Source organism: Wenyingzhuangia gilva (assembly GCF_030519655.1).
Lineage (GTDB): Bacteria > Bacteroidota > Bacteroidia > Flavobacteriales > Flavobacteriaceae > Wenyingzhuangia > Wenyingzhuangia gilva.
The window spans coordinates 1,019,087-1,042,878 of the sequence record NZ_JAUMIT010000001.1 but is presented as its reverse complement, the minus strand read 5'-3'; the positions used below and the strand labels follow the sequence as shown (position 1 = coordinate 1,042,878).

19 protein-coding genes and 1 other RNA gene are annotated in these 23,792 nt (G+C 32.5%); 8 read left to right on the top strand and 12 right to left on the bottom strand.

The features are described 5' to 3' along the window. Positions 1-20: 20 nt before the first annotated feature. Positions 21-809 carry an NAD(+) synthase gene (gene nadE / locus QVZ41_RS04715; RefSeq protein WP_302883390.1) on the top strand — a complete coding sequence of 263 codons (789 nt, stop codon included), beginning with the start codon at positions 21-23 and terminating at the stop codon, positions 807-809. A gap of 193 nt (positions 810-1,002) precedes the next feature. Next, entirely contained in the window at positions 1,003-1,443 is a 441-nt protein-coding gene (locus tag QVZ41_RS04710) for a cold-shock protein (RefSeq protein ID WP_302883389.1), read from the top strand. A 36-nt stretch (positions 1,444-1,479) separates the two neighbouring features. On the opposite strand, the gene QVZ41_RS04705 is transcribed toward QVZ41_RS04710, so the two are convergent. From QVZ41_RS04705 to ssrA, 3 genes are all read right to left on the bottom strand, one after another. After that, entirely contained in the window at positions 1,480-2,784 is a 1,305-nt protein-coding gene (locus tag QVZ41_RS04705) for a PepSY-associated TM helix domain-containing protein (protein WP_302883388.1), read from the bottom strand. A 3-nt stretch (positions 2,785-2,787) separates the two neighbouring features. Beyond that, positions 2,788-5,211, bottom strand: a complete 2,424-nt coding sequence (locus tag QVZ41_RS04700) for a TonB-dependent receptor (protein ID WP_302883387.1) — start codon at positions 5,209-5,211, stop codon at positions 2,788-2,790. Between the two features lie 123 nt (positions 5,212-5,334). Continuing rightward, positions 5,335-5,733, bottom strand: a transfer-messenger RNA (tmRNA) gene (ssrA, locus tag QVZ41_RS04695). A 66-nt stretch (positions 5,734-5,799) separates the two neighbouring features. Between ssrA and QVZ41_RS04690 the strand changes: the two genes are divergently transcribed. Then, positions 5,800-6,027 (top strand): DUF3820 family protein, encoded by a 228-nt coding sequence (locus QVZ41_RS04690; RefSeq protein ID WP_302883478.1) that lies wholly within the window; start codon positions 5,800-5,802, stop codon positions 6,025-6,027. Positions 6,028-6,081: 54 nt separating this feature from the next. On the opposite strand, the gene kdsA is transcribed toward QVZ41_RS04690, so the two are convergent. Together kdsA and QVZ41_RS04680 are read right to left on the bottom strand one after the other, a co-directional pair. Next, positions 6,082-6,900 carry a 3-deoxy-8-phosphooctulonate synthase gene (kdsA, locus tag QVZ41_RS04685; RefSeq protein WP_302883386.1) on the bottom strand — a complete coding sequence of 273 codons (819 nt, stop codon included), beginning with the start codon at positions 6,898-6,900 and terminating at the stop codon, positions 6,082-6,084. 128 nt (positions 6,901-7,028) lie between these two features. Beyond that, complete coding sequence (locus QVZ41_RS04680; protein ID WP_302883385.1) at positions 7,029-7,502, bottom strand: hypothetical protein; 474 nt, start codon at positions 7,500-7,502, stop codon at positions 7,029-7,031. A gap of 120 nt (positions 7,503-7,622) precedes the next feature. On the opposite strand from QVZ41_RS04680, the gene QVZ41_RS04675 reads away from it, so the two are divergent. Next, positions 7,623-8,978, top strand: coding sequence for a UDP-N-acetylmuramate--L-alanine ligase (locus tag QVZ41_RS04675; RefSeq protein ID WP_302883384.1), 1,356 nt, complete (start codon positions 7,623-7,625; stop codon positions 8,976-8,978). Positions 8,979-9,072: 94 nt separating this feature from the next. Here QVZ41_RS04675 and QVZ41_RS04670 read toward each other — a convergent pair whose 3' ends face one another. The 4 genes from QVZ41_RS04670 to QVZ41_RS04655 all read right to left on the bottom strand — a co-directional run bounded on the left by QVZ41_RS04670 (position 9,073) and on the right by QVZ41_RS04655 (position 15,367). Continuing rightward, positions 9,073-10,503, bottom strand: coding sequence for a TolC family protein (locus QVZ41_RS04670; protein ID WP_302883383.1), 1,431 nt, complete (start codon positions 10,501-10,503; stop codon positions 9,073-9,075). After that, positions 10,493-13,693, bottom strand: a complete 3,201-nt coding sequence (locus tag QVZ41_RS04665; protein WP_302883382.1) for an efflux RND transporter permease subunit — start codon at positions 13,691-13,693, stop codon at positions 10,493-10,495. The genes QVZ41_RS04670 and QVZ41_RS04665 overlap by 11 nt, the downstream gene beginning before the upstream one ends. Before the next feature lie 16 nt (positions 13,694-13,709). After that, the gene (locus tag QVZ41_RS04660; protein WP_302883381.1) at positions 13,710-14,792 is read right to left on the bottom strand and encodes an efflux RND transporter periplasmic adaptor subunit; all 1,083 of its coding nucleotides are present in this window, start codon (positions 14,790-14,792) and stop codon (positions 13,710-13,712) included. A 161-nt stretch (positions 14,793-14,953) separates the two neighbouring features. Next, positions 14,954-15,367, bottom strand: a complete 414-nt coding sequence (locus QVZ41_RS04655; RefSeq protein ID WP_302883380.1) for a hypothetical protein — start codon at positions 15,365-15,367, stop codon at positions 14,954-14,956. Positions 15,368-15,706: 339 nt separating this feature from the next. On the opposite strand from QVZ41_RS04655, the gene secDF reads away from it, so the two are divergent. The 4 genes from secDF (at position 15,707) to obgE (ending at position 21,072) form a co-directional block, all read left to right on the top strand. Next, complete coding sequence (secDF, locus tag QVZ41_RS04650) at positions 15,707-18,673, top strand: protein translocase subunit SecDF (RefSeq protein WP_302883379.1); 2,967 nt, start codon at positions 15,707-15,709, stop codon at positions 18,671-18,673. 71 nt (positions 18,674-18,744) lie between these two features. Then, positions 18,745-19,275 carry a hypoxanthine phosphoribosyltransferase gene (gene hpt, locus QVZ41_RS04645; protein WP_302883378.1) on the top strand — a complete coding sequence of 177 codons (531 nt, stop codon included), beginning with the start codon at positions 18,745-18,747 and terminating at the stop codon, positions 19,273-19,275. Positions 19,276-19,383: 108 nt separating this feature from the next. Next, positions 19,384-19,956: an adenylate kinase gene (locus tag QVZ41_RS04640; RefSeq protein ID WP_302883377.1), complete on the top strand. Its 573-nt coding sequence runs from the start codon at positions 19,384-19,386 to the stop codon at positions 19,954-19,956. Between the two features lie 117 nt (positions 19,957-20,073). Continuing rightward, entirely contained in the window at positions 20,074-21,072 is a 999-nt protein-coding gene (gene obgE / locus QVZ41_RS04635; protein WP_302883376.1) for a GTPase ObgE, read from the top strand. 80 nt (positions 21,073-21,152) lie between these two features. Here the strand turns inward: obgE and QVZ41_RS04630 are convergent, their stop codons facing one another. The 3 genes from QVZ41_RS04630 to QVZ41_RS04620 are packed head-to-tail and all read right to left on the bottom strand — an operon-like array spanning position 21,153 to position 23,750. Beyond that, the gene (locus QVZ41_RS04630) at positions 21,153-21,704 is read right to left on the bottom strand and encodes a porin family protein (RefSeq protein WP_302883375.1); all 552 of its coding nucleotides are present in this window, start codon (positions 21,702-21,704) and stop codon (positions 21,153-21,155) included. Between the two features lie 59 nt (positions 21,705-21,763). After that, positions 21,764-23,173 carry a PAS domain-containing sensor histidine kinase gene (locus QVZ41_RS04625; protein ID WP_302883374.1) on the bottom strand — a complete coding sequence of 470 codons (1,410 nt, stop codon included), beginning with the start codon at positions 23,171-23,173 and terminating at the stop codon, positions 21,764-21,766. Position 23,174: 1 nt separating this feature from the next. Continuing rightward, the gene (locus QVZ41_RS04620; protein ID WP_302883373.1) at positions 23,175-23,750 is read right to left on the bottom strand and encodes a DUF4202 domain-containing protein; all 576 of its coding nucleotides are present in this window, start codon (positions 23,748-23,750) and stop codon (positions 23,175-23,177) included. Positions 23,751-23,792 lie beyond the last annotated feature (42 nt).

Below are 23,792 nucleotides of genomic sequence, written 5' to 3'. Positions count from 1 at the left end.
AAAAATAAGAAATAAGCAACATGGAAACTCAAAAGATTGCAGAACATATTATTGGTTGGCTAAAAGATTATGCGACCAAAGCAGGAGTAAAAGGATTTGTTGTTGGCGTATCTGGTGGAATTGATTCTGCTGTTACCTCAACTTTATGTGCTAGCACAGGTTTACCTACCGTTTGTGTAGAAATGCCTATTCACCAACATCCAGACCAAGTAAATAGAGCTCAAGAACATATTGCCCAATTGTCAAAACGTTTTAGCAATGTTTCTGGAGAGCGTGTAAACTTAACCGAAAGTTTTGAAACTTTTAAAAAAGCTGTTCCAACTACAGACAACGAAGCTATTCTAAACCTAACTCTAGCAAACACTAGGGCTAGACTTAGAATGACAACCTTGTATTACATTGCTGGATTACACAGTAGTTTGGTTGCAGGTACAGGAAACAAAGTAGAAGATTTTGGTGTAGGATTTTACACAAAATACGGGGATGGCGGTGTAGATATAAGTCCAATTGCTGATTTAATGAAAAGTGAAGTTTTTGCTTTGGGTAAATATTTAAAAGTTCCTTCTGCCATTCAAACTGCCGCTCCAACAGATGGATTGTTTGGAGATAGTCGTACTGATGAAGATCAACTAGGTGCTAGTTATGACGAACTAGAATGGGCTATGAAACAACAAGATGCTGGAAAAACAGCTTATAATTTTGTAGATAGAGAAAAAGAAGTGTTTACTATTTACAGCAAATTAAACACTGCCAATAAGCATAAAATGCAACCAATTCCTGTTTGTGAAATTCCAAACGAGTGGAAATAAAACAAAAACAGAATTCAATAATAAACTTACCAATTGGGTTTTAAATCGGTTAATGTTAGTGATTAATCGATTTAAAATCTAAATAAGACCTATTTATCGTCTTAATTGACAAATAGATGGGAGTTAAACGCCTTATTCGTTCACTATTTAATATCTTAGCAAAAATCGAATAATTTAAATTAAAAAACCGCAGATGGCAGATAGTTTTGAAAAAAAGGAACGTGAAAAGAAAAAGGCAAAAAAACGTAAAGAGAAAGCGATCCGCAAAGAGCAGTTAAAAGAATCTGGAGAAAAAACTGCCGAATTCATGTATATGGGTGCTGATGGACAATTGACAACAGAAAAACCAGATCCTTCTCATGTTAGAGAAGAAGTATCATTAAGTGATATTCATGTTAGTACTCCAAAAAAAGAAGATTTAGAACAAGAAGATCCCGTTAAAATAGGAATTGTAAATCATTTTAACACTGACAAAGGATATGGTTTTATTGACCAAAAAGAAACTGGAGAAAGTTTCTTTGTACACGTTAACAATATTGAAGGGACTATTAAAGAAGGAAACAAAGTTTCTTTTGAAACAGAAAAAGGCCCTAAAGGTTTGGTAGCTGTAAAAGTTAAGTTATTTGTAGCTTAATCTCAATAACATAAAATCTAAGTAAAAACCTTCAACCTATTGGATTGAAGGTTTTTTATTAGAAATAAGTTTGTCAATCCGATAAACAAAGATGTAATATAAAATTCCTCCTACAACTAACCATCCAAAACTAATCATACACAATACACTAAAAGAGGTATGATATTTTTGTATTAGAGACGAATACATAAAAGCAAGCATACCTCCATAAACAAACCAGTTTATGTATTTCCAAATTCCCATCGTAGATTGCTGAGATTTTTTTCTTTTAATTGCTTTTCTCTTAAGTGTTATCCAAATGCCAGAAAGGACTAGTGATGAAATTCCTAAACCAAAAACAAACCATATCATTTTAGTAACCAAACCGCCCCAATATCCAAAGTGTAAGGGATCTACAATATCATTGACCCACATAACAGTACTAATTTCACTTGCTTTTTGACTGCCTATCACTTTATTATTATAAGGATTTATATATACTCTATTAGCTCTTTGACGAACTAAGGGCTCATCACTTTTTCCTATTACACCAAGAATATTACCAGGTTTCTGAGGAATATATAAATTACCTGGAACTAAACCTGGTATTTCTTGTTTTGCAAGTGCTATAGCCTTATCATAATCAATACTAAAGGTCATGTTTTCTTTTTTTATCTCCATGGTAGAGACCTCCAATTTGGGAGGAATAGGGTTTACCTTATTTTTGACACCTGCAATATTTGCTCTTTCTACAAAATACCATATTCCTGTAATTGAAAACAATAGTGTAAATGGAATAGACCATACTCCAACCAAACGATGCAAACTTCTAAAAAAGACCAAAGAACCTTTTCCAACTTGTAATTCAAATAATTTTTTCCACCATTTTTTATAAAAATATAAGGCTGTAATAAGTGAAATGAGTAGTAAAAAACCAAAAGCTAGTACAATAAAATTACCTATTTGAAAGGGAATAAATAAAAAATAATGTAAATCTCTAAAAAACCGTTGAATTGTAATACTAGCTTCTCCTTGAATTACTCCTGTATATGGATTTGCAAACACGTAACTTAATTGCTCGTTTTCTATTTTATAAATTATATCACATAAATAAGGTTCGTTTGAACGCATCCAATATTGAATGCTAGCATTGGGATATTCTTTCTGAAAATTTTGTATGATTACATTACGAGAAGCAAACTCAGCTTGAGGTTTCGCTCTTATTTCAGAATTAAACAACCAATCCATTTCATGACTAAGGGTGGCTAAGGTTCCTGAAAAACATACGATAAAAAACAAAATACTAAGTTTAATACCAATCCAACTATGAATCTTAAAAAAGGTCTTTTTATTAAATTTCATTTTTTAGAATGTATATCCTACACTTAACAAATAATTTCTTGGCTTACCAGGGTATAATCTAGTATAACTGTATCCGCCGACCCAATGTGTTTTATTTCCAATATTATTTACTAAAAACCTAATATTAAATTTATCTACTTTATAAGAAACTCCTGCATCAACAACCATGTATGATGGCAATTGCAAAGTAGAAACTCTGGTAACTCTTTCTCCAACAAAATTACTACCTAAAGTAATTCCTATTCCTTTTAACTCACCATTAATAAAAGTATATTTTCCAAAAACACCTCCTTGATGTAAAGGTGCATTCTCTTTTCTAGCTCCAACTTCAGCAGGATTATCGCTTTCCGTAATAATAGCTTCATTATAAGCATAGTTTGCAGTAATACTTAAGTTTGGTAAAATTTTACCATTAACATCTAATTCAATTCCTTTGGATTGTTCTTGCCCTCTTTGGATTAACAAGTCAGGATTGTTAGCATCATTTGCATTCACTAAAATATTATTATTCTCAATGAAATATAAGGCTAAGTTTGCAGATAATTTTTTATTAAAAAATTCACCTTTTGCTCCAGTTTCATACATAAAAGCATTCACAGGATCAAAAGGACCACCTGCTTGAGGATTGTTTAAAGAAGCTACGCCTTGAGGTTGGAAACTTTCTGTATAAGTTCCGTATAAATTAATATTTTGAGTTGCACTATATACCAATCCTATCCTTGGTAAGAATTTATGCTGAGTAGTTATTTCTTCATTTGTCTGATCATAGTTTACAACATCATTGTAATATTCTTGTCTACCTCCCAGTAACAATTGAAATTGCTTCCATTTGATTTGATCTTGCAAATAAGCACCATATGTAAAATACTTTGTAGGTGCTGTAGGGGAAACATTAAAAATATAATCACTAAGTTGTGCTACACTATAGGTTGGGTTTTGTAAATTAAAATGAGGAACATTGGGAGTAGGGTTTCCATTGTTATCTAATTGAAAATTAGCAAAATCCGAAGCACTTGTTGAAGCTCCACCTCCTTGTAATCTATACCCTCTAGCCATAGATTGGGCGTTACCAATGGGGCTTTGTTGTTGGTTATAGTCAAATCCAGCTACAATTTTATGAGCTAAGCCTCCTGTTTTTTCTTTATATACAAAATAAGAAGATAAATTATCAGCAATGGTTTGTCCTTGTCTTTTAATAACCATCATTCCCATTAAAGTTGGAATTGAAGCTCCAGTTCCATCTATCGCAAACTGATTTGAAGTACGGTGTTCTTGTAAATCTTCATCAAAAAGATATTTCATATATGAAGTATTGAAAGATAATTTATCTGAAAATTGATGATTTAAAGAAATGGTAGAGTAAACTACATCACTCTTGTGATAATCATTTGTTTGTCCTATCGCAAAAGAAATAGGGGTTGCATAAATATCACTTCCTGAAGTTGCCCCAAAAATAGGTTGACCTCGATCTAATTTCCCATCAAAATTTGTAATTACTAAATCAAAATTAATTCTTGTTTTACTAGTTGGTAAAAATGAAATTGAAGGAGCAATTACATAAGATTTAAATTCTTGTAAATTTCTAAAAGAATCTGAGTTTTCATAAGCCAAGTTCATACGATAAAGTAAGGTTTCTTTTTCGTTAAGAGGCCCTGTAAAATCAGCCGTTGTACGTAATGTGTTAAAACTACCTAAAGTAAAATTAATAGCTTTGTTTTCATGACTTAAAGGTTTTTTTGTAACACGATTCATGACTCCACCTGGAATAGAATTTCCAAACATTGCTGATGCTGGACCTTTTATGACTTCTACACGTTCTATATTAGCTAATAAAGGTTCTGGCCCAAACAAACCAACCACTCTTAAACCATTTATATAAGTATCTCCTGAACGGAAACCTCTAAAAGTAAAATCATCGTAATAAGAATACATATTTACTCCACTTATATTCTTCACAATGTCATTTACTCTATATGCTTGTTGATCTGCAAAAACTTCTTTTGTAACATAACTAACCGCTTGTGGTATGTCCTTTATGGCAGTTGCAGTTTTAGTTGCAGCAAAAGTAACATTGTTCTTGTAAGATTTTTCTTTCCTTCCTGTAATTTCAACCTCTTGTAATTGTTCGCTAGAAGGAGTTAAATTGAAGTTTAACACTAAATTATTATGAGCTATTTTTATTTTTATTTCTTGAGATTTATATCCTATATAAGTCACTTTCAAAACATAATTTCCAGGGGTAATTTCTGTTAATTTATAATCTCCCTCAAAATCTGTTGTAGTTCCATTAGTTTTAGAAATTAAGACACTAGCTCCAAAAAGTGGTTCTCCATAATTATCTGATACTTTTCCTTTAATGGAAACTTGAGCAGTAACATTTATTTGTACAAATATTAATAAAGTAAATGCGTAAAATATTTTTTTCATGTTTGATTATTTTACGGCAAAACTAAAAGTTATTTTTATTTATAACAAATAAAAATAAAAAGATTTAACACTAATTTTATCAAATAAAAAAGCCCTTACTGTTTTTAGTAAGGGCTTTTTTATTTGTGGAGACGCCGAGAATCGAACTCGGGTCCAAACGAGCAATCGCGTAGCTTTCTACATGCTTAGTTTTTATCAAATTGTCGGCAAAAAGCTAGTCAAAAACAACTTACTCTAAGCTTAACTTATTGAGCTTCGGAAAAGCAGCTAAGTAATACTTTTCCTATCTAGACTTTTACGACATCTCTAAATTGCACGCGGTCTATCAGCGCTGGCATGAGATGCATAGCTTGCTCACCTTGTGAGCCTAGGCCTTATCTTACTATTAATTCAGAAATTAGGCAGCCATGGCGAAAGATTCTTCACCGTTTATTGTTTTAGAACCTCGATTTACGAGAATGAGTTCTATCTCTCGGCATGCTTACTAGTTAATTGACCTCGCTGTCAAAACCAGTCGTCCCCATATTGTCAAAGAAGTTTGCAAATGTATATATTTATACGCTCAAAACATATACCAATATACAAATAATGCACAATATGTCAGATAAAGAATACTTAATCAAACTAGCCAATGCTAAAATGCCTTTTGGAAAGTACAAAGGCTATGATTTGATTAATTTACCAGAACATTATATTGTATGGTACAAAACCAAAGGATTTCCTGCCGGTACTTTAGGGAAGATGATGTCAGAAGTTTACGAGCTAAAATTGAATGGGTTGGAAGATATTATTCGTAAACTAAAAAGAAAAGAGTAGTGAGATAAGAAAACTAAATACTTTCTTTTCTCACTACTTAAATCTCATTTCTGACTATAAGGTGTTAATCACTTTTCTAATCGCTGTTAAATCTGTTAACAACTTTTCTAAGTAAGCAATGTTTAACATATTTGCTCCATCTGATTTTGCGTTAGCAGGATCAAAATGAGTTTCTATAAACAAACCGTCAACTCCCGCAGCAATACCAGCTCTAGCAATTGTACCAATCATATCTGGTCTACCTCCTGTAACCCCACTTGTTTGATTTGGCTGTTGCAAAGAATGTGTAACATCCAATACTGTTGGTGCAAACTTTTTCATTTCAGGAATTCCTCTAAAGTCTACAATCATGTCTTGATAGCCAAACATAGTCCCTCTGTCGGTAATCCAAGCTTTATCAGAACCTGCATCTTTTACTTTTTGCACTGCGTGTTGCATGGCTCCTGGACTCATAAATTGTCCTTTCTTTAAATTCACCACTTTTCCTGTTTCAGCAGCAGCAACTACTAAATCTGTTTGACGAACTAAAAAAGCAGGAATTTGTAATACATCTACATATTCTGCAGCCATGGAAGCATCAGAAATTTCGTGAATATCTGTTACGGTAGGCACATCAAAAGTTTCAGAAACTTTACGTAATATTTTTAAGGCTTTTTCATCACCTATACCTGTGAAGCTATCTATTCTAGAGCGATTTGCTTTTTTAAAACTCCCCTTAAACACATAAGGAATATTTAATTTATCTGTAATTTTCACTACTTGTTCAGCAATTCTTAATGCCATTTCTTCTCCTTCAATAGCACAAGGCCCTGCCAATAAAAAGAAATTATCACTACTTGCGTGTTTAATTTTTGGGATTACGTTTAAGTTCATTTTTAATGTATTTCTGAAGTTCAAAGATAACTATTCTTAAAAGTCCTTCACAATTATTTTTTTGATGAAAAAATCCAAACAAAAAAGCCTCTGTTAAATACAGAGGCTTTCCTTTTATTTTGTTTTAATTAGAATTTGTAACGTACTCCTAAAGCAATTTCTAAACCTAAATCACTATCACCATTGATAATTCCGATTTCTGGTCTAGTGTCTAAAGACAACTGCAATGGAAACTTAAAGTTGTACTCTATACCAACGTTACCATCAGCATTTACAAATGTTTCACTACCACCTGGGTAATCAACAGAACCAACACCTGCACCTGCACCTGCAAACCAGTTAAAACCAGGAGCCAAGGCACTTAAGTCCCATACCCATTGATAAATTCCAGTTAACTTGTAAGCATCTACATCATTTTTACTTCTTAATCCTAAATCAAACTGTAATCTATTTGAATCAGATAATGCTCTTTGGTAAGAAATTTCATACCCCAAACCATCATTATCACCTAAACGCAAACCAATAGCATGCTTAGATAAATCTTGAGCTTGAGAAGCAAGACCTACTAACAACAGTCCAAATGTAACCACTAATTTTTTCATAAATTTCTATTTAATATTATTTGTTATTCGCATTAAATGTACAAAAACAAGGCCATGAGTTATTGTCTTTTAGTAAATTTACTTTTTAATTACATAAAGAATTTAGAAACAACAAGATAGATGAATATACATTTTATTGCTATTGGAGGTAGTGCCATGCACAACTTAGCCATTGCATTACATAACAAAGGATATCAGGTCACAGGAAGTGATGATGCTATTTTTGAACCTTCAAAATCTAGATTAGCAGATAAAGGTTTATTACCCTTAACTTTTGGTTGGTATCCAGAAAAAATAACAAAAAATTTAGATGCAGTCATATTAGGGATGCATGCAAAACCTGACAACGCAGAACTATTGAAAGCGCAAGAGTTAGGTTTAAAAATATATTCTTATCCTGAGTTTTTGTATGAACAATCAAAACAAAAAACCAGAGTCGTAATTGGAGGTTCTCATGGAAAAACAACCATCACCTCTATGATTCTACATGTATTAAACTATCACAATATCAACGTTGATTACATGGTAGGGGCACAATTAGAAGGTTTTGATACCATGGTACATTTAACTAAAGAAAATGAGTTTATCGTATTAGAAGGTGATGAATATCTATCTAGTCCTATTGACAGAAGACCAAAATTTCATTTGTACAAACCCAATATTGCTTTGTTAAGCGGAATTGCATGGGATCACATTAATGTTTTTCCAACTTTTGAAAATTATATAGAACAGTTTTCAATTTTCACAGATTCTCTTACTCCGGGAGGAATTATGGTCTATAATAATGAAGACGAACATGTAAAAAATGTTGTTGAAAACTCAGAAAATCAAATTAAGAAATACCCGTATTTTACACCTAAATATAAAATTGAAGATGGAACCACGCTTTTGGACACTCCAGAAGGTGATTTACCTTTAGAAATTTTTGGAAAACACAACTTACAAAACTTAGCGGGTGCCAAGTGGATTTGTCAACACATGGGTGTTGGTGAAGAAGAATTTTACGAAGCCATTGAAAGCTTTAAAGGAGCTAGCAAACGTTTAGAAAAAATTGCTGAAAAAAAATCTGCTGTAATTTTTAAAGATTTTGCACACTCCCCTAGTAAAGTACAAGCGACTACCACAGCGGTAAAAAATCAATATAAAAACAGAACCGTTTTAGCTTGTTTGGAACTACATACTTATAGTAGTTTAAACGCTGAATTTTTAAAAGAATACGAAGGAGCATTAGACCATGCTGATAAAGCAGTGGTATTTTATTCTCCTGATGCGGTTGCCATCAAACAACTAGATCAAGTTTCGGCACAACAAATAAAAGAGGCTTTTAAAAGAGAGGATTTAATTATTTATACAAATCCAGATGATTTTAAAAAGTTTTTATTTGAGCAAAATTTTGAAAACTCTGCAACCTTATTGATGAGTTCAGGAAATTATGGAGGATTGGATTTTGATGAAGTGAAACAACTCATTTCTTAACCACTTAAAGTATTCAACATAAATAGAAAATACCGTATCACATCATCGTAATACGGTATTTTCACTTAAAAACAAAAAAACTACTCAATTCTTCTTATTTCCATCCACCTCCTAAAGCTTTGTAAATATTTACAAAAGCATTCATTTGGTTCTTTTTAGTTTCAATCAATTCAAACTTAGACTCTAACGCATCACGTTGCGTTAACAGCACTTCCATATAATCTGCTCTTGCAGATCTAAATAGATTATTTGAAATATTGATTGACTCAGTTAAAGCTTCAACCTCTTTTTGTTTAAGATCAAAACTACTTTCTAGATTAGAAATTTTAGAAAGTTTATTCACTACCTCTACATAAGCATTTAAAATAGTACGTTCATAATTATAAACAGCCTGAATCTGCTTTGCATTGGCATTGTAATATTCTGCCCTAATCGCTTTTCTGTTGATTAACGGAGCAGTTAAATCTCCACCTATAGAATACAATAAAGATTCTGGAGTACTTAACAAGTATTTGGCATTAAAAGCCTGATATCCTATTCCTGCAGAGAGCCCTAAAGAAGGATAAAATCTAGCTTTTGCAACTCTTATATCTAACTTAGTCGCCGCCAATTCTAACTCAGCCTGCTTCACATCTGGTCTGTTGTTCAATAACTCTGATGGTATTCCCGCATGAACAACATCAGGAGTTAACTCAACAAAACCTTCATTATCTCTTTCAATTGTACCAGCATATCCTCCTATTAAAAAACGAATTTTATTTTCTGCTTCTATAACTTGTTGCTGAATTTGAAACTGAATACTTTTTGTACTATAAACTTGTGCCTCGAATCTCTTTACGGCCAATTCTGTTACTTTAGCAGATTGTTTTTGCAACTTTACAATCTCTAGAGCATTACTTTGTAGGGTAATATTTCTCTTTACAATTGCCAATTGATTGTCTAATGCTAATAACTCATAATATGAATTGGCAATTTCAGCAATCAAGTTTGTTACCATAAAATTCTTCCCTTCAACAGTTGCTAAATATCTACTTACTGCTGCCTTTTTAGCGTTGTGCAATTTGTTCCAAATATCAATTTCCCAAGTAGCATAAGCACCTACCATAAAATCAGGTAAAAACTCAGGATTCTCTTTTCCACCTTTAAATGGAGTTGTTGCATCATTTGCTCCTTGACTGGTATATCTACCAACCTTTTCTGCACCAGCTCCTGCTTGTAAGCCTACAAAAGGCAAATACTCCCCTTTTTTTGCTTGTATTTCATTTCTTGCGATTTCAATTTCCTGAAGTGTAATATTCAACTCCTGATTATTAACCAAAGCTGTATCTATCAACTTTACCAAATAAGGATCTTTGAAATAATCTTTCCACTGAACTTTCGCCACATTTACAGTATCCATTACTCCTTTAAAAGTTTCTGGTAATGTTGTGTCTTCAGTTTTTTGAACCAAAGCAGGGGTCTTACAAGCGGTAAAACTCAATAGCAACAAGACTATCCCTGCATATTTATTTATCTTATTTATCATGATTTTTTTCTTTTTCGTTAAAATCATCTATTTGATGCACAAAATCTTCTGACAAAGATGTATCATCCTCATCTTTAATTAATTTTCTACCATCGGCTAAGCTTCCAAAAATAAAGTACAGCCCCGGAACAATTACTACTCCGAAAACAGTTCCAAATAACATTCCTCCAAGCGCAGATGCACCAATAGTACGATTTCCAATAGCTCCCGCTCCTGAAGCAAGAATCAAAGGAATTAATCCTGCTATAAAAGCAAATGATGTCATTAAAATAGGTCTAAAACGTACTTTTGCTCCTTCAATAGCCGCTTCCAAAATAGTGGCTCCTTGATGACGTTTTAATACCGCGAATTCTACAATTAATACTGCGTTTTTACCTAACAAACCAACCAGCATGATGAGTCCAATTTGAGCGTAAATATCATTTTCAAGCCCCATCACTTTTAAGAGGACAAACGATCCTAAAATCCCTACTGGTAACGATAAAATTACCGACAATGGAATGATAAAACTTTCATATTGCGCTGCTAACACAAAATACACGAACACCAATACGATTAAGAAAATATAAAGAGATTCGTTACCTCTATTAGATTCATCATAAGAAAGACCTTCCCAAGCAATGTCATAATCTTTTGGTAAACTTACGGCTGCTACTTCTTTAATTGCTTCAATAGCATCAGCAGTACTATATCCTTTAGCAGGCAATCCACGAATGGCAGCTGAATTATACATGTTGTAACGAGTAACCTCATTAGGTCCTTGTGTTTTTTTCAACTTCATAAAAGCAGAATAAGGAACCATTTCTCCATGATCATTCTTTACATAGAGACTTAAAATATCAGACGGAAGTCTTCTGTATTTAGGATCTGATTGAACATATACCTTAAAGAAACGTCCAAATTTTACAAATCCTTGTTCATAAGTACTACCAATTAAAATATTTAAGTTTTCCATGGCTTTACCAATAGAAACTCCTTTTTGCATGGCAAGCTCATTGTTAATCTCTAATTCATACTGAGGATAATTTGCGGCAAAAAAAGTAAACAAACCTGTTAATTCTTTACGCTTACTTAAATCATCCATGAATTTTTTATTGATCTTATCAAACTCTTGGTAATCTGTAGTGGTTGTTTTATCTAACAAACGCATAGAAAAACCTCCTGAAGAACCAAATCCTGGAATTGCTGGCGGTTCAAAAAATTCGATCACCGCTCCAAGTCCTTTTGATTTTTCTTCTAGCTCTTCCATCACATCTTTCACGGTTCCTTTACGTTCTGACCAAGATTTTAAGTTAATTAAACAAGTACCTGCATTAGAACCACGACCTTCTGTCATGATTTCATAACCTGCTAATGATGATACAGATTCTACTCCATCAACTTCTTCACATATTTTTTGAAGATTTCTAGCGACTTCATTTGTTCTTTCTAAGGTAGCTCCTGGAGGTGTTTGGATGATGGCATAAATAGTCCCTTGATCTTCACTTGGAATAAATCCTGATGGTAATATTTTATTTGCAAAGAAAATACTAGCACAAAAGGCTGCTAAAATTCCAAAAGTTAACCAACGTCTACTTACAATTCTTTTTAAAACCGCAACATATCGACCTGTTAACTTATCAAAACCTGCATTAAATTTATCTAAAGATCTAGTTAATACATTTGATTTCTTTTCATGTCCGTGGTGATTTTTTAACAACATAGCACACAGTACGGGTGTTAAAGTCAAGGCGATTAATGCAGAAATTACAATTGAACTTGCCATGGTGATAGAGAACTGTCTATAGAAAGTACCTACTGGACCTGACATAAATGAAATTGGTAAAAACACCGACACCATTACTGCCGTAATTGCGATGATGGCTCCACTAATTTCTCCTAATACTTTTTTTACTGCTTTATAAGGTGTAATATGTGGATCTTCTTCAAACTTAGCGTGTACAGCTTCTACGACCACAATGGCATCATCTACCACAATACCAATAGCCAATACCAATGCAAATAAGGTGACTAAGTTGATAGACAGTCCAAAGGCTTGGATAATAAAAAATGCTCCAACCAGAGATACTGGTACTGCTAAAATTGGAATTAAAGTAGAACGCCAATCTCCCAAGAAAACAAAGACTACCAATGCCACCAATATAAAGGCATCTCTAAGCGTATGCACTACTTGCTCTATAGAAGCATCTAAGAATTTAGAAACATCATAACTAATTTTGTAATCTAATCCTGGAGGGAAAGTAGCTTTCATCTCCTCTAATTTTTCTTTTACAGATTCAATAACATCACTTGCGTTACTTCCATAATTTTGCTTTAATACAATGGCTGCTGATGGATGACCATCTAAGTTTGAATAAATATCAAAAAATTCACTTCCTAACTCAACATTCGCCACATCTTTTAAATGGATACTTTCTCCTTCTGCATTTGCACGTAGAATCACATTTCCATACTGTTCAGGTTCATTATATCTACCTTTATAAGTAAGTACATATTCTAAAGATTGTGCTTCAATACCCGAGCTTCGACCAATTCTACCAGGACGACCTACAATACTTTGTTCTTGTAAAGCTTCCATCACCTCATCAATAGAAATGTTGTAAGCTCTCATTCTGTCTGGTTTTAACCAAATACGCATCGCATACCTACGGCTCCCTAAAATTTGTGATCTTGCAACTCCTTTAATCCTGTTGATTTCAGGAATCATTTTTACATTGGCGTAATTGTACAAAAACTTCTCGTCCATGTTTTTATCCTTAGCATATAAGTTAACATACATTAACATACTTGGCTGGATAGGAGTAATTACAACCCCTTCTCGTTGAACCAGTTCTGGCAACAGTGGCATTACTTGATCCACACGTGTTTTTACTCTAATTACAGCTTGATTAGGATCGGTACCTGGTTCAAAAATAATTCTTAAGGTAGCTTCCCCCGCACTGGTTGCATCGGTTGCCATATATCTCATTCCCTGAACCCCGTTAATAGAGTTTTCTAGAGTAACAAGTGTTGACTTTACCAATACATCGGCACTTGCTCCAGGATAGGCAATAAAAATATTGACTGTAGTAGGAGCAATTTTTGGAAATTGTGAAATCGGTAATTGCTTAATGGACAAAGTCCCTATAAAAACGATAATAATCGAGATTACAATAGCAAAAACCGGTCTATGTATAAATTTGTTAAACATATCTTCTTAATTTAAATTACTCTGCATATAAATTTAAATGCGAGATTACATAATCTGGTTTTACGTATTCGGAATGTATTTTATCGTTTTCTCTTACCAATCGTAGTCCTTCAATAAGAATTTTATCATTTTCAGACAACCCTCCTACAACTGCATATAAATGAGGCATTTCTTCTCCAATAATAATTTCTCTTGATTTAATTACATTGTTTTTATCTACCACATACACATACTTTTTGTCTAACACTTCAAAAGTTGCTTTTTGAGGGATTAATAAGGCATTATCTAATTTAATGGTAGATAAAATATTTCCTGTTTCACCATGTCTTAACAATCCTTCTGGATTAGGAAAAGTAGCTCTAAAAGAAATATTACCCGTTTCATTGTTAAAATCTGCCTCAATGGTTTCTACAACTCCTGAATGATTAAACACTTTATTATTTGGCATTAAAAGATTTACTTTGATAGGGTCTTTTTTGTTGATTTGCGTTTTGATTTCTAAATATTCTGCTTCAGGAACATTGTAATACACCCACATTTTACTATTATCAGAAAGGCTGGTTAACAATTCTCCTTCATCAACTAGACTTCCTAGTCGTACATGAAAACGGTCAATAATTCCATCAAAAGGGGCTCTAATTAAAGTAAAATCTAAATGCACTTGAGCCAAAGCCAATTCGGCGTTTGCCTTTGCCAATTTAGCTTCTGCCATTGCCAACTCATTTGGAGCTACAACGTTTTGATCGGCAAGTTGCTTTGTATTTTGATATTCGATATCTGCAAACTTTACTTCTGCCTTTGCACTTTGATATTCTGCTTCGTACAATTTTGGCATAATTTGAAACAAAGGTTCTCCCTTTTTTACAAACTGACCTTCATCTACAAAAATCTTCTCTAGGTAACCTCTTTCTTGGGCTCTTAGCTCAATATGTTGTATAGAATGAACTTGACAAACATAATTTTGAACAATTGCCGTGTCCTTTTTAATAGGATTGGTTACAGGAAACTTAGTTTCTACTTCTTCCTTTTCTTTTTCTTTTTTGCAACTTGTATGACACAACAGGACACACAAACTTGCGAGCATAAGAACTCTCTTCATGATTAATTTGTTTTGAATTGAATAATATAATTTGTTGATATTTTATTTTAAAAAGTGTGTACAACAACACACATAGCCCTGTTGGATTTTTAAGTTTACCAAAGGACAAGACGTAAGAATTCTAGGCAATGTAAAAACAAAACCTAGTTAATGTTTGGGAATCAGATTCGGATTACTCTAAGTAAAATGTATCTTTTACAAGATATTAAGTGAGATAGCTTCCTAAAGAATGAAGCCTGTTGAATGTGATGAATGATAAAATCACTTGTAGGAATAGAATTTTTTTGTGCAAAAAAAGGACTTGCCGTAAAATTCTTTTTTAATGACGTAACTTCATCATCTTCACTATCTGTGATTTCAATCTCACAATTAAATTTTTCGAAATGAACCAGACTAGATTTAGCAACGTATGTTCCATGTTTTCCATAAACATATGCATTGTTATTTTCTGCTTGAACAAAATTATTTTGAGTATTTACAGCATTAGTAGAACCAGTTATATGAGCATATAACTGACTGTATCCACTTAACAGGACAACACTTAGCAGTAAAAATTTAACAAATAATTTCTTCATTTCGTGGCGAAATTACACAAAGTTGATTGTTGAAACAAATATTCTATTACAAAAAAAATATAATTTTAAATTCATAAACTATTAAAGTTAAGCGACTTATTTATAGATTTTAATATCCATAACCTACCAATACAATTCAATTCATTTTGCATTAAAAATGATTTATCTACTATTGTACCAAAGTGATTAAAGAGTCTAAAAAATTAAATTCACGTTCCTAAATCATTAAGATTTACGAATCTGCTAAGAATTAATATCTTAAAATTCGACTTTATTAAGTTGAAATATTATATTTGCACACTTACATAAAAAATACGTAGAGAAAACACATATAAAAAAATGCAAAACAAAGGACTTATCAGACTATTTGCCATCCTTTTTGGATTAGTGAGTTTGTACTCTTTATCTTTTACTTTTTTCGCAAATAAAGTAGAAAAAGAAGCACTTACTTACGCAACAGCAAACGCACAGGAAAACGACGGGAGAGAAATTGCTAAATTAGAAAAGAAATATCTTGATTCTGTAGCTAATATACCAGGTGTATTAGGTTTTGGAGATTTTACTTACAATGACATTAAGGACAAAGAAATTAACTTAGGTCTTGATTTAAAAGGAGGAATTAATGCAACTTTACAAGTTTCTGTTAAAGACATTTTAATTGGATTGTCTAACGATTCTAAAAACCCAATTTTTAATCAAGCTTTAGAAGCAGCAACTGTTGCTCAAAAGAATTCATCAGATAGTTACTTTGAATTGTTTTATCAAGAATTTGAAAAAATTGCTGGTGATACTAAATTAAGCGACCCATCAATCTTTGGGACAAAAAACTTAAGAGAAAAAATTACTTTTAATACTAGTGATGCTGAAGCTAAAGCAATTTTAGCTAGTGAAATTGATGCTTCTATTTCTACTGCTTTCCAAGTATTACGTTCTCGTATCGATAAATTTGGAGTAACACAACCTAACATCCAAAGAATTGGAAACTCTGGAAGAATTTTAATTGAATTACCTGGTGCTAAAGATGTAGAGCGTGTTAAAAAATTATTACAATCTACTGCAGAATTACAATTTTGGGAAGTATATACTGGTCAAGAATTGGTTCAATTTTTAGTAGCTGCTAATCAAAAAGTATCTGAAATTATTGCTGCTGAATCTCCAAAAGAGAAAACAGAAGTAAAAAAAGAAGAAGCTGCTGAAGATTCAATTGATGCTTTATTAGGAGAAGCAGAAACTGAAAACGATTCAATCTCAAACAACAATACAAGTTTATTTAGCTTTTTACAACCAACTGGTCAAGCTTCATCTGTTATAGGATATGCTGCTGTAAAAGATACTGCTAAAGTAAACGAGTACTTAAATAACAAACAAGTTAGAGCTTTATTAACTGGTGAATATAAGTATGCTAAATTCTTATGGGATGCTAAAGCAACAAACGATATTTTACCTTTATACGCTATTAAATCTAACAGAAATGACGAAGCTCCAATAGAAGGAGATGTTATTTCTGATGCAAGTCAACAATTTGACCAATTAGGTGCTCATCCAGAAGTGAGCATGTCTATGAATGGAAATGGAACCAAGTTATGGGCTAAAATGACTGCAGAAAACAAAGGTAAATTTGTAGCCGTAGTTTTAGACAACTATGTATATACTGCACCAAGAGTTAATGATGCTATTACAGGAGGTAGAACTTCTATTTCTGGAAACTTTACTATTGAAGAAGCTACGGATTTAGCAAATGTTTTAAAAGCTGGTAAATTACCTGCTGCTGCTCATATTATTCAATCTGAAGTTGTAGGTCCATCATTAGGACAAGAAGCTATTAACGCATCTTTAATCTCATTTGCAATTGCCATTATATTGGTTTTGGGTTGGATGATTTTATATTATGGAAAAGCAGGTTGGTTTGCTGATGTTGCTTTGTTAGTAAACATTTTATTCATCTTCGGAATTTTAACCTCTTTTGGAGCCGTGTTAACATTGCCTGGTATTGCCGGGATTATTTTAACCATTGGTATGTCTGTAGATGCGAACGTAATTATCTTTGAAAGTATCAAAGAAAATCTAAGGTCTGGTAAAGGAATTACTGCGTCTATTGATGGAGGATTTAGTATTAAAGGAGCTTTATCTGCTATTATTGATGCCAACATTACAACCCTTTTAACAGGTGGTATCTTATATGTATTTGGAACAGGTCCTATTCAAGGTTTTGCTTTCACATTAATCGTTGGTATTTTAACTTCATTATTTACCGCTATCTTTATTACTAGATTGTTATTAGATGCTGCTACTGGTAAAGGAAAAACTTTAGCTTTTAGCACTCCTACAACTAAAAACTGGTTTACAGGAATTGAAATTGAGTTTTTACAAAAACGTAAAAAAGCTTATATACTTTCTGGTGCTGTAATACTTATTGGTCTTGGTTCTTTATTTACAAACGGATTAAACTACGGAGTTGATTTTGTAGGAGGTAGAACTTACACTGTTCGTTTTGACCAAACTGTAAAATCTAACGAAGTTGCCGCTTCTTTAAAAGAAGTATTTCAATCTGCTCCAGAGGTAAAAACTTATGGTAATGACAATCAATTAAAAATTACTACCAAATATTTAATTGAAGAAGAAGGAGCTGCTACTGATGTAAAAGTAGAAACTGCTTTATTCAACGGATTAAAATCTTATTTGCCAGAAGGAACTACCATGCAAGATTTTAAAGGTGGATTTATTGGACAAAAAATTGGTATTTTATCTTATGCTAAAGTAGAACCAACTATTGCAGATGATATTAAAGAAGCTGCAGGATGGGCAATTATTGGATCTTTATTAGGAGTGTTCTTATACATCTTATTAAGATTCAAGAAATGGGAATATTCGTTAGGAGCTGTAATTGCAGTATTCCATGATGTATTGGTTGTATTATCAGTATTCTCTATTACTTACAAATTAATGCCATTTGATATGGAAATTGACCAAGCATTTATTGCAGCTATTTTAACAGTAGTTGGATACTCATTAAACGATACTGTGGTTATTTTTGATAAAATTAGAGAATTCACTACAGAGCACACTAAATGGGCTTTCTCAGAAGTAGTAAACAAAGGACTAAGTTCTACTTTAGGACGTACCATTAACACTTCTATTACTACATTGGTTGTATTAATCGCCATCTTCTTATTTGGAGGAGATAGCATAAAAGGATTTATGTTTGCTTTAATTATTGGAGTTCTAGTTGGTACTTATTCTTCTCTATTTATTGCTTCACCAATTATGTATGATGCGGTAAGCAAAAAAGCTTCTAAAAAAGAATAAGACACTTATTTTTATAATATTTAAAACCGTTCTATTTTTAGAACGGTTTTTTTTATCAATACCCATTCACGATGTTACAAATACATGATAGAATATTTGAACCTTATATTTCAAAAAAGGAAATAAGCAAAGCTGTAAAAAAATTAGCCAAAAATATTGCTGTTGATTATAAAAATGAAACTCCTTTATTTTTAGGCGTGTTAAACGGCTCTTTTATGTTTTGTAGCGATTTGTTAAAAGCTTACCAAAACCCTTGTGAAATTAGTTTTATCAAACTTGCTTCTTATGAGAAAACTCAATCTACAGGACAGGTGAATGAATTGATTGGTATTCATGAAAATCTAACCAACAGAACTGTGATTGTGGTTGAAGATATTATCGACACTGGAAATACTTTAGAAAAAATAGTAGCATTGCTTGAGAAAACCTCCGCAAAAACAATTAAAATCGCAACGCTTTTTCTAAAACCAAGTGTGTATAATAAGGATATCAAAATAAATTATATAGGTATGGAAATTCCCAATAAATTTATTCTAGGATATGGAATGGATTACGATGGATTGGGAAGAAATCTATCTGAAGTTTATGTTTTAAAGGACTAATACAACTTTCGTTATTCTTTTTTCAAGAATTCAACGGATATCCGTACATTTGCTTTCTTTATTAAACTATTATTATTTTCTGATATACAGGAATTTAAACAAATCTAGATGAAAAACATTGTTTTATTTGGCCCTCCGGGAGCAGGAAAAGGAACTCAAGCAGAAGTTTTAAAAGATAAATACAATTTGGTTCACATTTCTACAGGAGATGTTTTCCGTTTTAATATGAAAAATGATACTGAATTAGGAGTATTAGCAAAATCATATATCGAAAAAGGACAATTAGTTCCTGATGAAGTAACCATCAACATGTTAGAAGCTGAAGTTGAAAAAAATCCACAAGCAAACGGATTTATTTTTGATGGTTTTCCTAGAACAGAATCTCAAGCAGAAGCTTTAGATACTTTCTTAGCCAAAAAAGATGCTGGAATTAATGGGATGATTGCTTTAGAAGTAAACGAAGAAGAATTAAAAACTCGTTTAACCGAAAGAGCAAAAACGAGTGGTCGTGCTGATGATGCAGATCCTGTAGTAATTCAAAAAAGAATTGATACATACAATGCTGAAACTGCTCCTGTAAAAGATTACTACGAAAAACAAAACAAATACTACGGAATTAACGGAGTGGGTTCTATTGAAGGAATTACTAGTTTAATTTCAAAAGTAGTAGATTCATTATAATAACTAAGGCTTTTAGCCAATAGCATATGGCTATTAGCGTTTACTTGTAAATGCTAATAGCTTTTTATTTCTTACTTATTTGCTAGCGGCCAAGGCCAATAGCCAATTGCTACAATTATGACTGACGGAAATTTTATAGATTATATTAAAATATACGCTGCTTCTGGAAAAGGGGGACAGGGATCAATGCACTTACACAGAGAAAAGTTTATTGAAAAAGGTGGTCCTGATGGAGGTGATGGAGGACGTGGTGGTCACATAATTTTACGCGGAAATAAAGGAATGTGGACCTTGCACCACTTGCGTTTTTTAAAACATAGTAGAGCCGGACACGGAGGTGCTGGAGGTTCAAGTAGGAGTACCGGAGCCGATGGTGAGGATAAATATTTAGAAGTACCTTTAGGAACCATTGTTCGCGATGCTGATACACAAGAAATTTTATTTGAAATTACGGAAGACAAAGAAGAAGTAATCTTATGTGAAGGTGGTAAAGGTGGTTTGGGAAACTGGCATTTTAGAAGTGCTACCAATCAAACTCCAAGATACGCACAACCAGGAATGCCATCTGTTGATGGATGGTTTCAAATAGAACTTAAAATATTAGCAGATGTTGGTTTGGTAGGTTTTCCTAATGCAGGAAAATCAACTTTATTGTCTGTGGTAAGTGCTGCAAAACCAAAAATTGCAGATTATGCTTTTACAACTTTAAAACCAAATGTTGGAATTGTTGAGTACAGAAACTTTCAGAGTTTTGTAATGGCTGATATTCCTGGAATTATTGAAGGAGCTAACGAAGGAAAAGGATTAGGACATTATTTCTTACGTCATATTGAACGAAATTCTACCTTGTTATTCATGATTCCTGCAGATTCTGATGACATTAGAACGGATTATAAAATTCTTTTGAACGAATTAGAACTACACAATCCTGAATTGCTTCATAAAGACAGATTACTAGCCATTACGAAATCCGACATGCTAGATGATGAGTTAAAAGCAGAAATGGAACAAGAGCTTCCTGAAGGGATTAAAACCATGTTTATATCTTCTGTGGCAAACATTGGTATTATGGAATTGAAAGATGAGCTTTGGAAAATGTTAAATAAAGAAGCTTAAGCTTCTTATTATAAAACTAAAAAAAGGGTCAATTTAGAAATTTCTAAATTGACCCTTTTTTATTACTTGCAGTTTACAGATTATAAATTAATCCCTACAAAAACTTGATATAAAGTATTAAACTCATCTGCATCTTTGTAAGCACTACTCAATCCGTGATAATATCTAACACCTACAGTAATTCCTGGATTGATAGCAAAACCTACCCCTCCGTTAATTCCCCAATCAAAAGTATTAGGTTCCGTAGTTTTTGTAGCCGTTCCAAATACAAAATCAGTTTCTTCTTTTTTATTAATATTTACTCCTATTTGAGGGCCTAACTCTACATACAAAGGCTTAAAAATATATCCTTTAAACATTAAAGGCACTTGTATATAATCCATTTTAACAGTTTTGGAAGCACTGTCTTTAAAACCTAACTGAGAATAAACCAACTCGGGCTGAAAAGAAACATGTTCACTAATTTGATGCTCTCCATAAATTCCTAAGTGAAATCCATTTCTATTATCAGCATCTCCATTTCTTAACGAGGAAAGGTTGTAACCCGCTTTAATACCAAAAAAAGATTTGTTTTCTTGTGAAAAAGCAATCACAGAAAACAGCATTGTAACAACTAAAAATTTAAATTTCATAAGTATCGTTTTTTATGTTAATACATCTATAATGTACAAAAAACGCTCCAAAAAATAGATTATTTCTCAATAGGCACTACAATATGCACTGTAGTTCCCTGATTTTCCTCTGAAGTAATTCTTAATTCACCTCCAATATAATTTACCCTTTCTTTCATAAACCTTAGTCCATTACCCGTTCCTTTATAAGTATCTTTCACTCTAGGATTAAAACCAATTCCATCATCTTCTACTTTAATTTTTAAGTAAGAATCTGTATGATTTAAAGTGATTAAAATATACTCAGATTCCGAATATTTTAAAGCATTATTTACAGCCTCTTGTACAACTCTATAAATATTTACCTCAACATTATTATCCAATCGTTTATCAAACTCAGAAATATTTTCATACAACACTTTGTGACCCGTAAAATTCCCTACCATGTTACTCATTTTACGAATGGCAGAAGCCACTCCATGATCTGTTAATTCTGGTGGAGCCAAACTAAAAGTAACAGCTCTAACATCTTTAATTAGTTGACCAAAAACCTCCTTTAAAGAATTTAAACTCTCTTCTGCTTTTTCTTTATTGGAATAATCAATTGCATCAATATTAAAACGCAGAGCGGTTAACATCTGCCCTATTCCATCGTGAATATCTTTGGCAATACGTTTACGTTCATCTTCCTGAGCCGTCATAATTTGTTGAGATAAATCCTTTTGCGATTGAACCTCTGCAACAAATTTATTTCTATTTACACGTTGCATCTCCATTCCAGCATGCTTTCGCTTGGTAATGTCATGACAAACAATTAGTCTACGCTGAGAATTTTTAAGATTATCCATGTTAATGATGGACATTTCAATCCAAAAAATATCACCCGCATGATTGGTTAATCTTAATTCTTTATTCACCAACTCCTCTGTAGCAGAACTTAAAACTTTTCTAATTTTATGATGTTGATTGTGCTTATAAGTAAGGACTTCTTCAAACTTTCTAAATGTTAAATCTTCATTATGCCCTAAATATTCTTCAAATTTTTTACTGATGTAAGCAATTCTGTTTTCATCGGTAATGGTAGCATATAAAACGGCATTATTTACCGCAAAATTTAACTCTCTAAACCTTAGCAAGGTATTTTCTCTAGAAGACAAAGGTCTATCATTTGTTTGCACATTATTTTTAATAGCCAACAAATCTGTAATCAAATCTAAATAAGTAATATAAGTAGGCCTAATTAGTTTAAATAAAATCCACCCTAAATACCCTAAAACAAATACAGATATTAACCCTAAACTAATTTTTAAGTCCTTAATATCATCTTGAGTCATTAGAACTGTATTCTCTTCTGATAGTTGATTTTGGACAATATAACTCATCACAATAACCACGGTAAAAAGCAAAAAGAATGCTCCCGATATTTTTGAACGTCTTTTTTGTAAAAGTGATCGTTCTCTATCTGATAAATACGTATCTAACAACCCCATACTATGCTAATGCTTTTTGAACCAAAGCCAATCCTGACTCAGAAAAAGGTAGTTGTAATGCTGCTTCATGGCCTTTTTCTGACATTTTTGCCCAAGTTTTTTGTACAATATCTATTATTTTTTCTTCACTATGTTTTTCTGCAAACTCATCAAAATAAAATTCTAAGAACACCAAACAGATTACATCCTCTAAGGCTTGAGTTAATTCATTCTTTTTTAATTGTTTCTTTAATAACATAAATTGAACCTCATCAATTACTTCATCTTCATATCCTACCGACGTTAAAATCTCCGCTGCTTTTTTAGCATGTAATTTTTTTAAATCGTTTCGCCAAGTTAAATAACCAACTCTATCCATAGGATAACTATCTCTAGGAATTTCCCACCTGCAAATATGTTGACATCTTGCAGCCAATTTTAAAGATTCTGGTGCATCTGGCATAAAAACATCTAAACGCTCAGACATACGAACTCCATAAATATATTCTTTAGCATATGTTACTCCTTTATACTCTTCTGTATTAGGATCTTTTTTATTTGCTTGGTCTATTAAAGAAATGGCCTGGTTAAATTTCATGGTATTAAATTTTATATTCTATAAAGCTAATCATATAATTAT

Excerpts from the sequence above, each read along its gene's own strand:
- QVZ41_RS04655 (WP_302883380.1), bottom strand. The coding sequence starts at position 15,367 with ATGAAGAAATTATTTGTTAAATTTTTACTGCTAAGTGTTGTCCTGTTA.
- QVZ41_RS04625 (WP_302883374.1), bottom strand. The coding sequence starts at position 23,173 with ATGGGGTTGTTAGATACGTATTTATCAGATAGAGAACGATCACTTTTA.
- QVZ41_RS04680 (WP_302883385.1), bottom strand. The coding sequence starts at position 7,502 with ATGAAAAAATTAGTGGTTACATTTGGACTGTTGTTAGTAGGTCTTGCT.
- QVZ41_RS04640 (WP_302883377.1), top strand. The coding sequence starts at position 19,384 with ATGAAAAACATTGTTTTATTTGGCCCTCCGGGAGCAGGAAAAGGAACT.
- nadE (WP_302883390.1), top strand. The coding sequence starts at position 21 with ATGGAAACTCAAAAGATTGCAGAACATATTATTGGTTGGCTAAAAGAT.
- QVZ41_RS04670 (WP_302883383.1), bottom strand. The coding sequence starts at position 10,503 with ATGATAAATAAGATAAATAAATATGCAGGGATAGTCTTGTTGCTATTG.
- QVZ41_RS04660 (WP_302883381.1), bottom strand. The coding sequence starts at position 14,792 with ATGAAGAGAGTTCTTATGCTCGCAAGTTTGTGTGTCCTGTTGTGTCAT.
- QVZ41_RS04675 (WP_302883384.1), top strand. The coding sequence starts at position 7,623 with ATGAATATACATTTTATTGCTATTGGAGGTAGTGCCATGCACAACTTA.
- QVZ41_RS04705 (WP_302883388.1), bottom strand. The coding sequence starts at position 2,784 with ATGAAATTTAATAAAAAGACCTTTTTTAAGATTCATAGTTGGATTGGT.
- obgE (WP_302883376.1), top strand. The coding sequence starts at position 20,074 with ATGACTGACGGAAATTTTATAGATTATATTAAAATATACGCTGCTTCT.
- QVZ41_RS04665 (WP_302883382.1), bottom strand. The coding sequence starts at position 13,693 with ATGTTTAACAAATTTATACATAGACCGGTTTTTGCTATTGTAATCTCG.
- QVZ41_RS04630 (WP_302883375.1), bottom strand. The coding sequence starts at position 21,704 with ATGAAATTTAAATTTTTAGTTGTTACAATGCTGTTTTCTGTGATTGCT.
- secDF (WP_302883379.1), top strand. The coding sequence starts at position 15,707 with ATGCAAAACAAAGGACTTATCAGACTATTTGCCATCCTTTTTGGATTA.
- hpt (WP_302883378.1), top strand. The coding sequence starts at position 18,745 with ATGTTACAAATACATGATAGAATATTTGAACCTTATATTTCAAAAAAG.
- QVZ41_RS04690 (WP_302883478.1), top strand. The coding sequence starts at position 5,800 with ATGCACAATATGTCAGATAAAGAATACTTAATCAAACTAGCCAATGCT.
- QVZ41_RS04710 (WP_302883389.1), top strand. The coding sequence starts at position 1,003 with ATGGCAGATAGTTTTGAAAAAAAGGAACGTGAAAAGAAAAAGGCAAAA.
- QVZ41_RS04620 (WP_302883373.1), bottom strand. The coding sequence starts at position 23,750 with ATGAAATTTAACCAGGCCATTTCTTTAATAGACCAAGCAAATAAAAAA.
- QVZ41_RS04700 (WP_302883387.1), bottom strand. The coding sequence starts at position 5,211 with ATGAAAAAAATATTTTACGCATTTACTTTATTAATATTTGTACAAATA.
- kdsA (WP_302883386.1), bottom strand. The coding sequence starts at position 6,900 with ATGAACTTAAACGTAATCCCAAAAATTAAACACGCAAGTAGTGATAAT.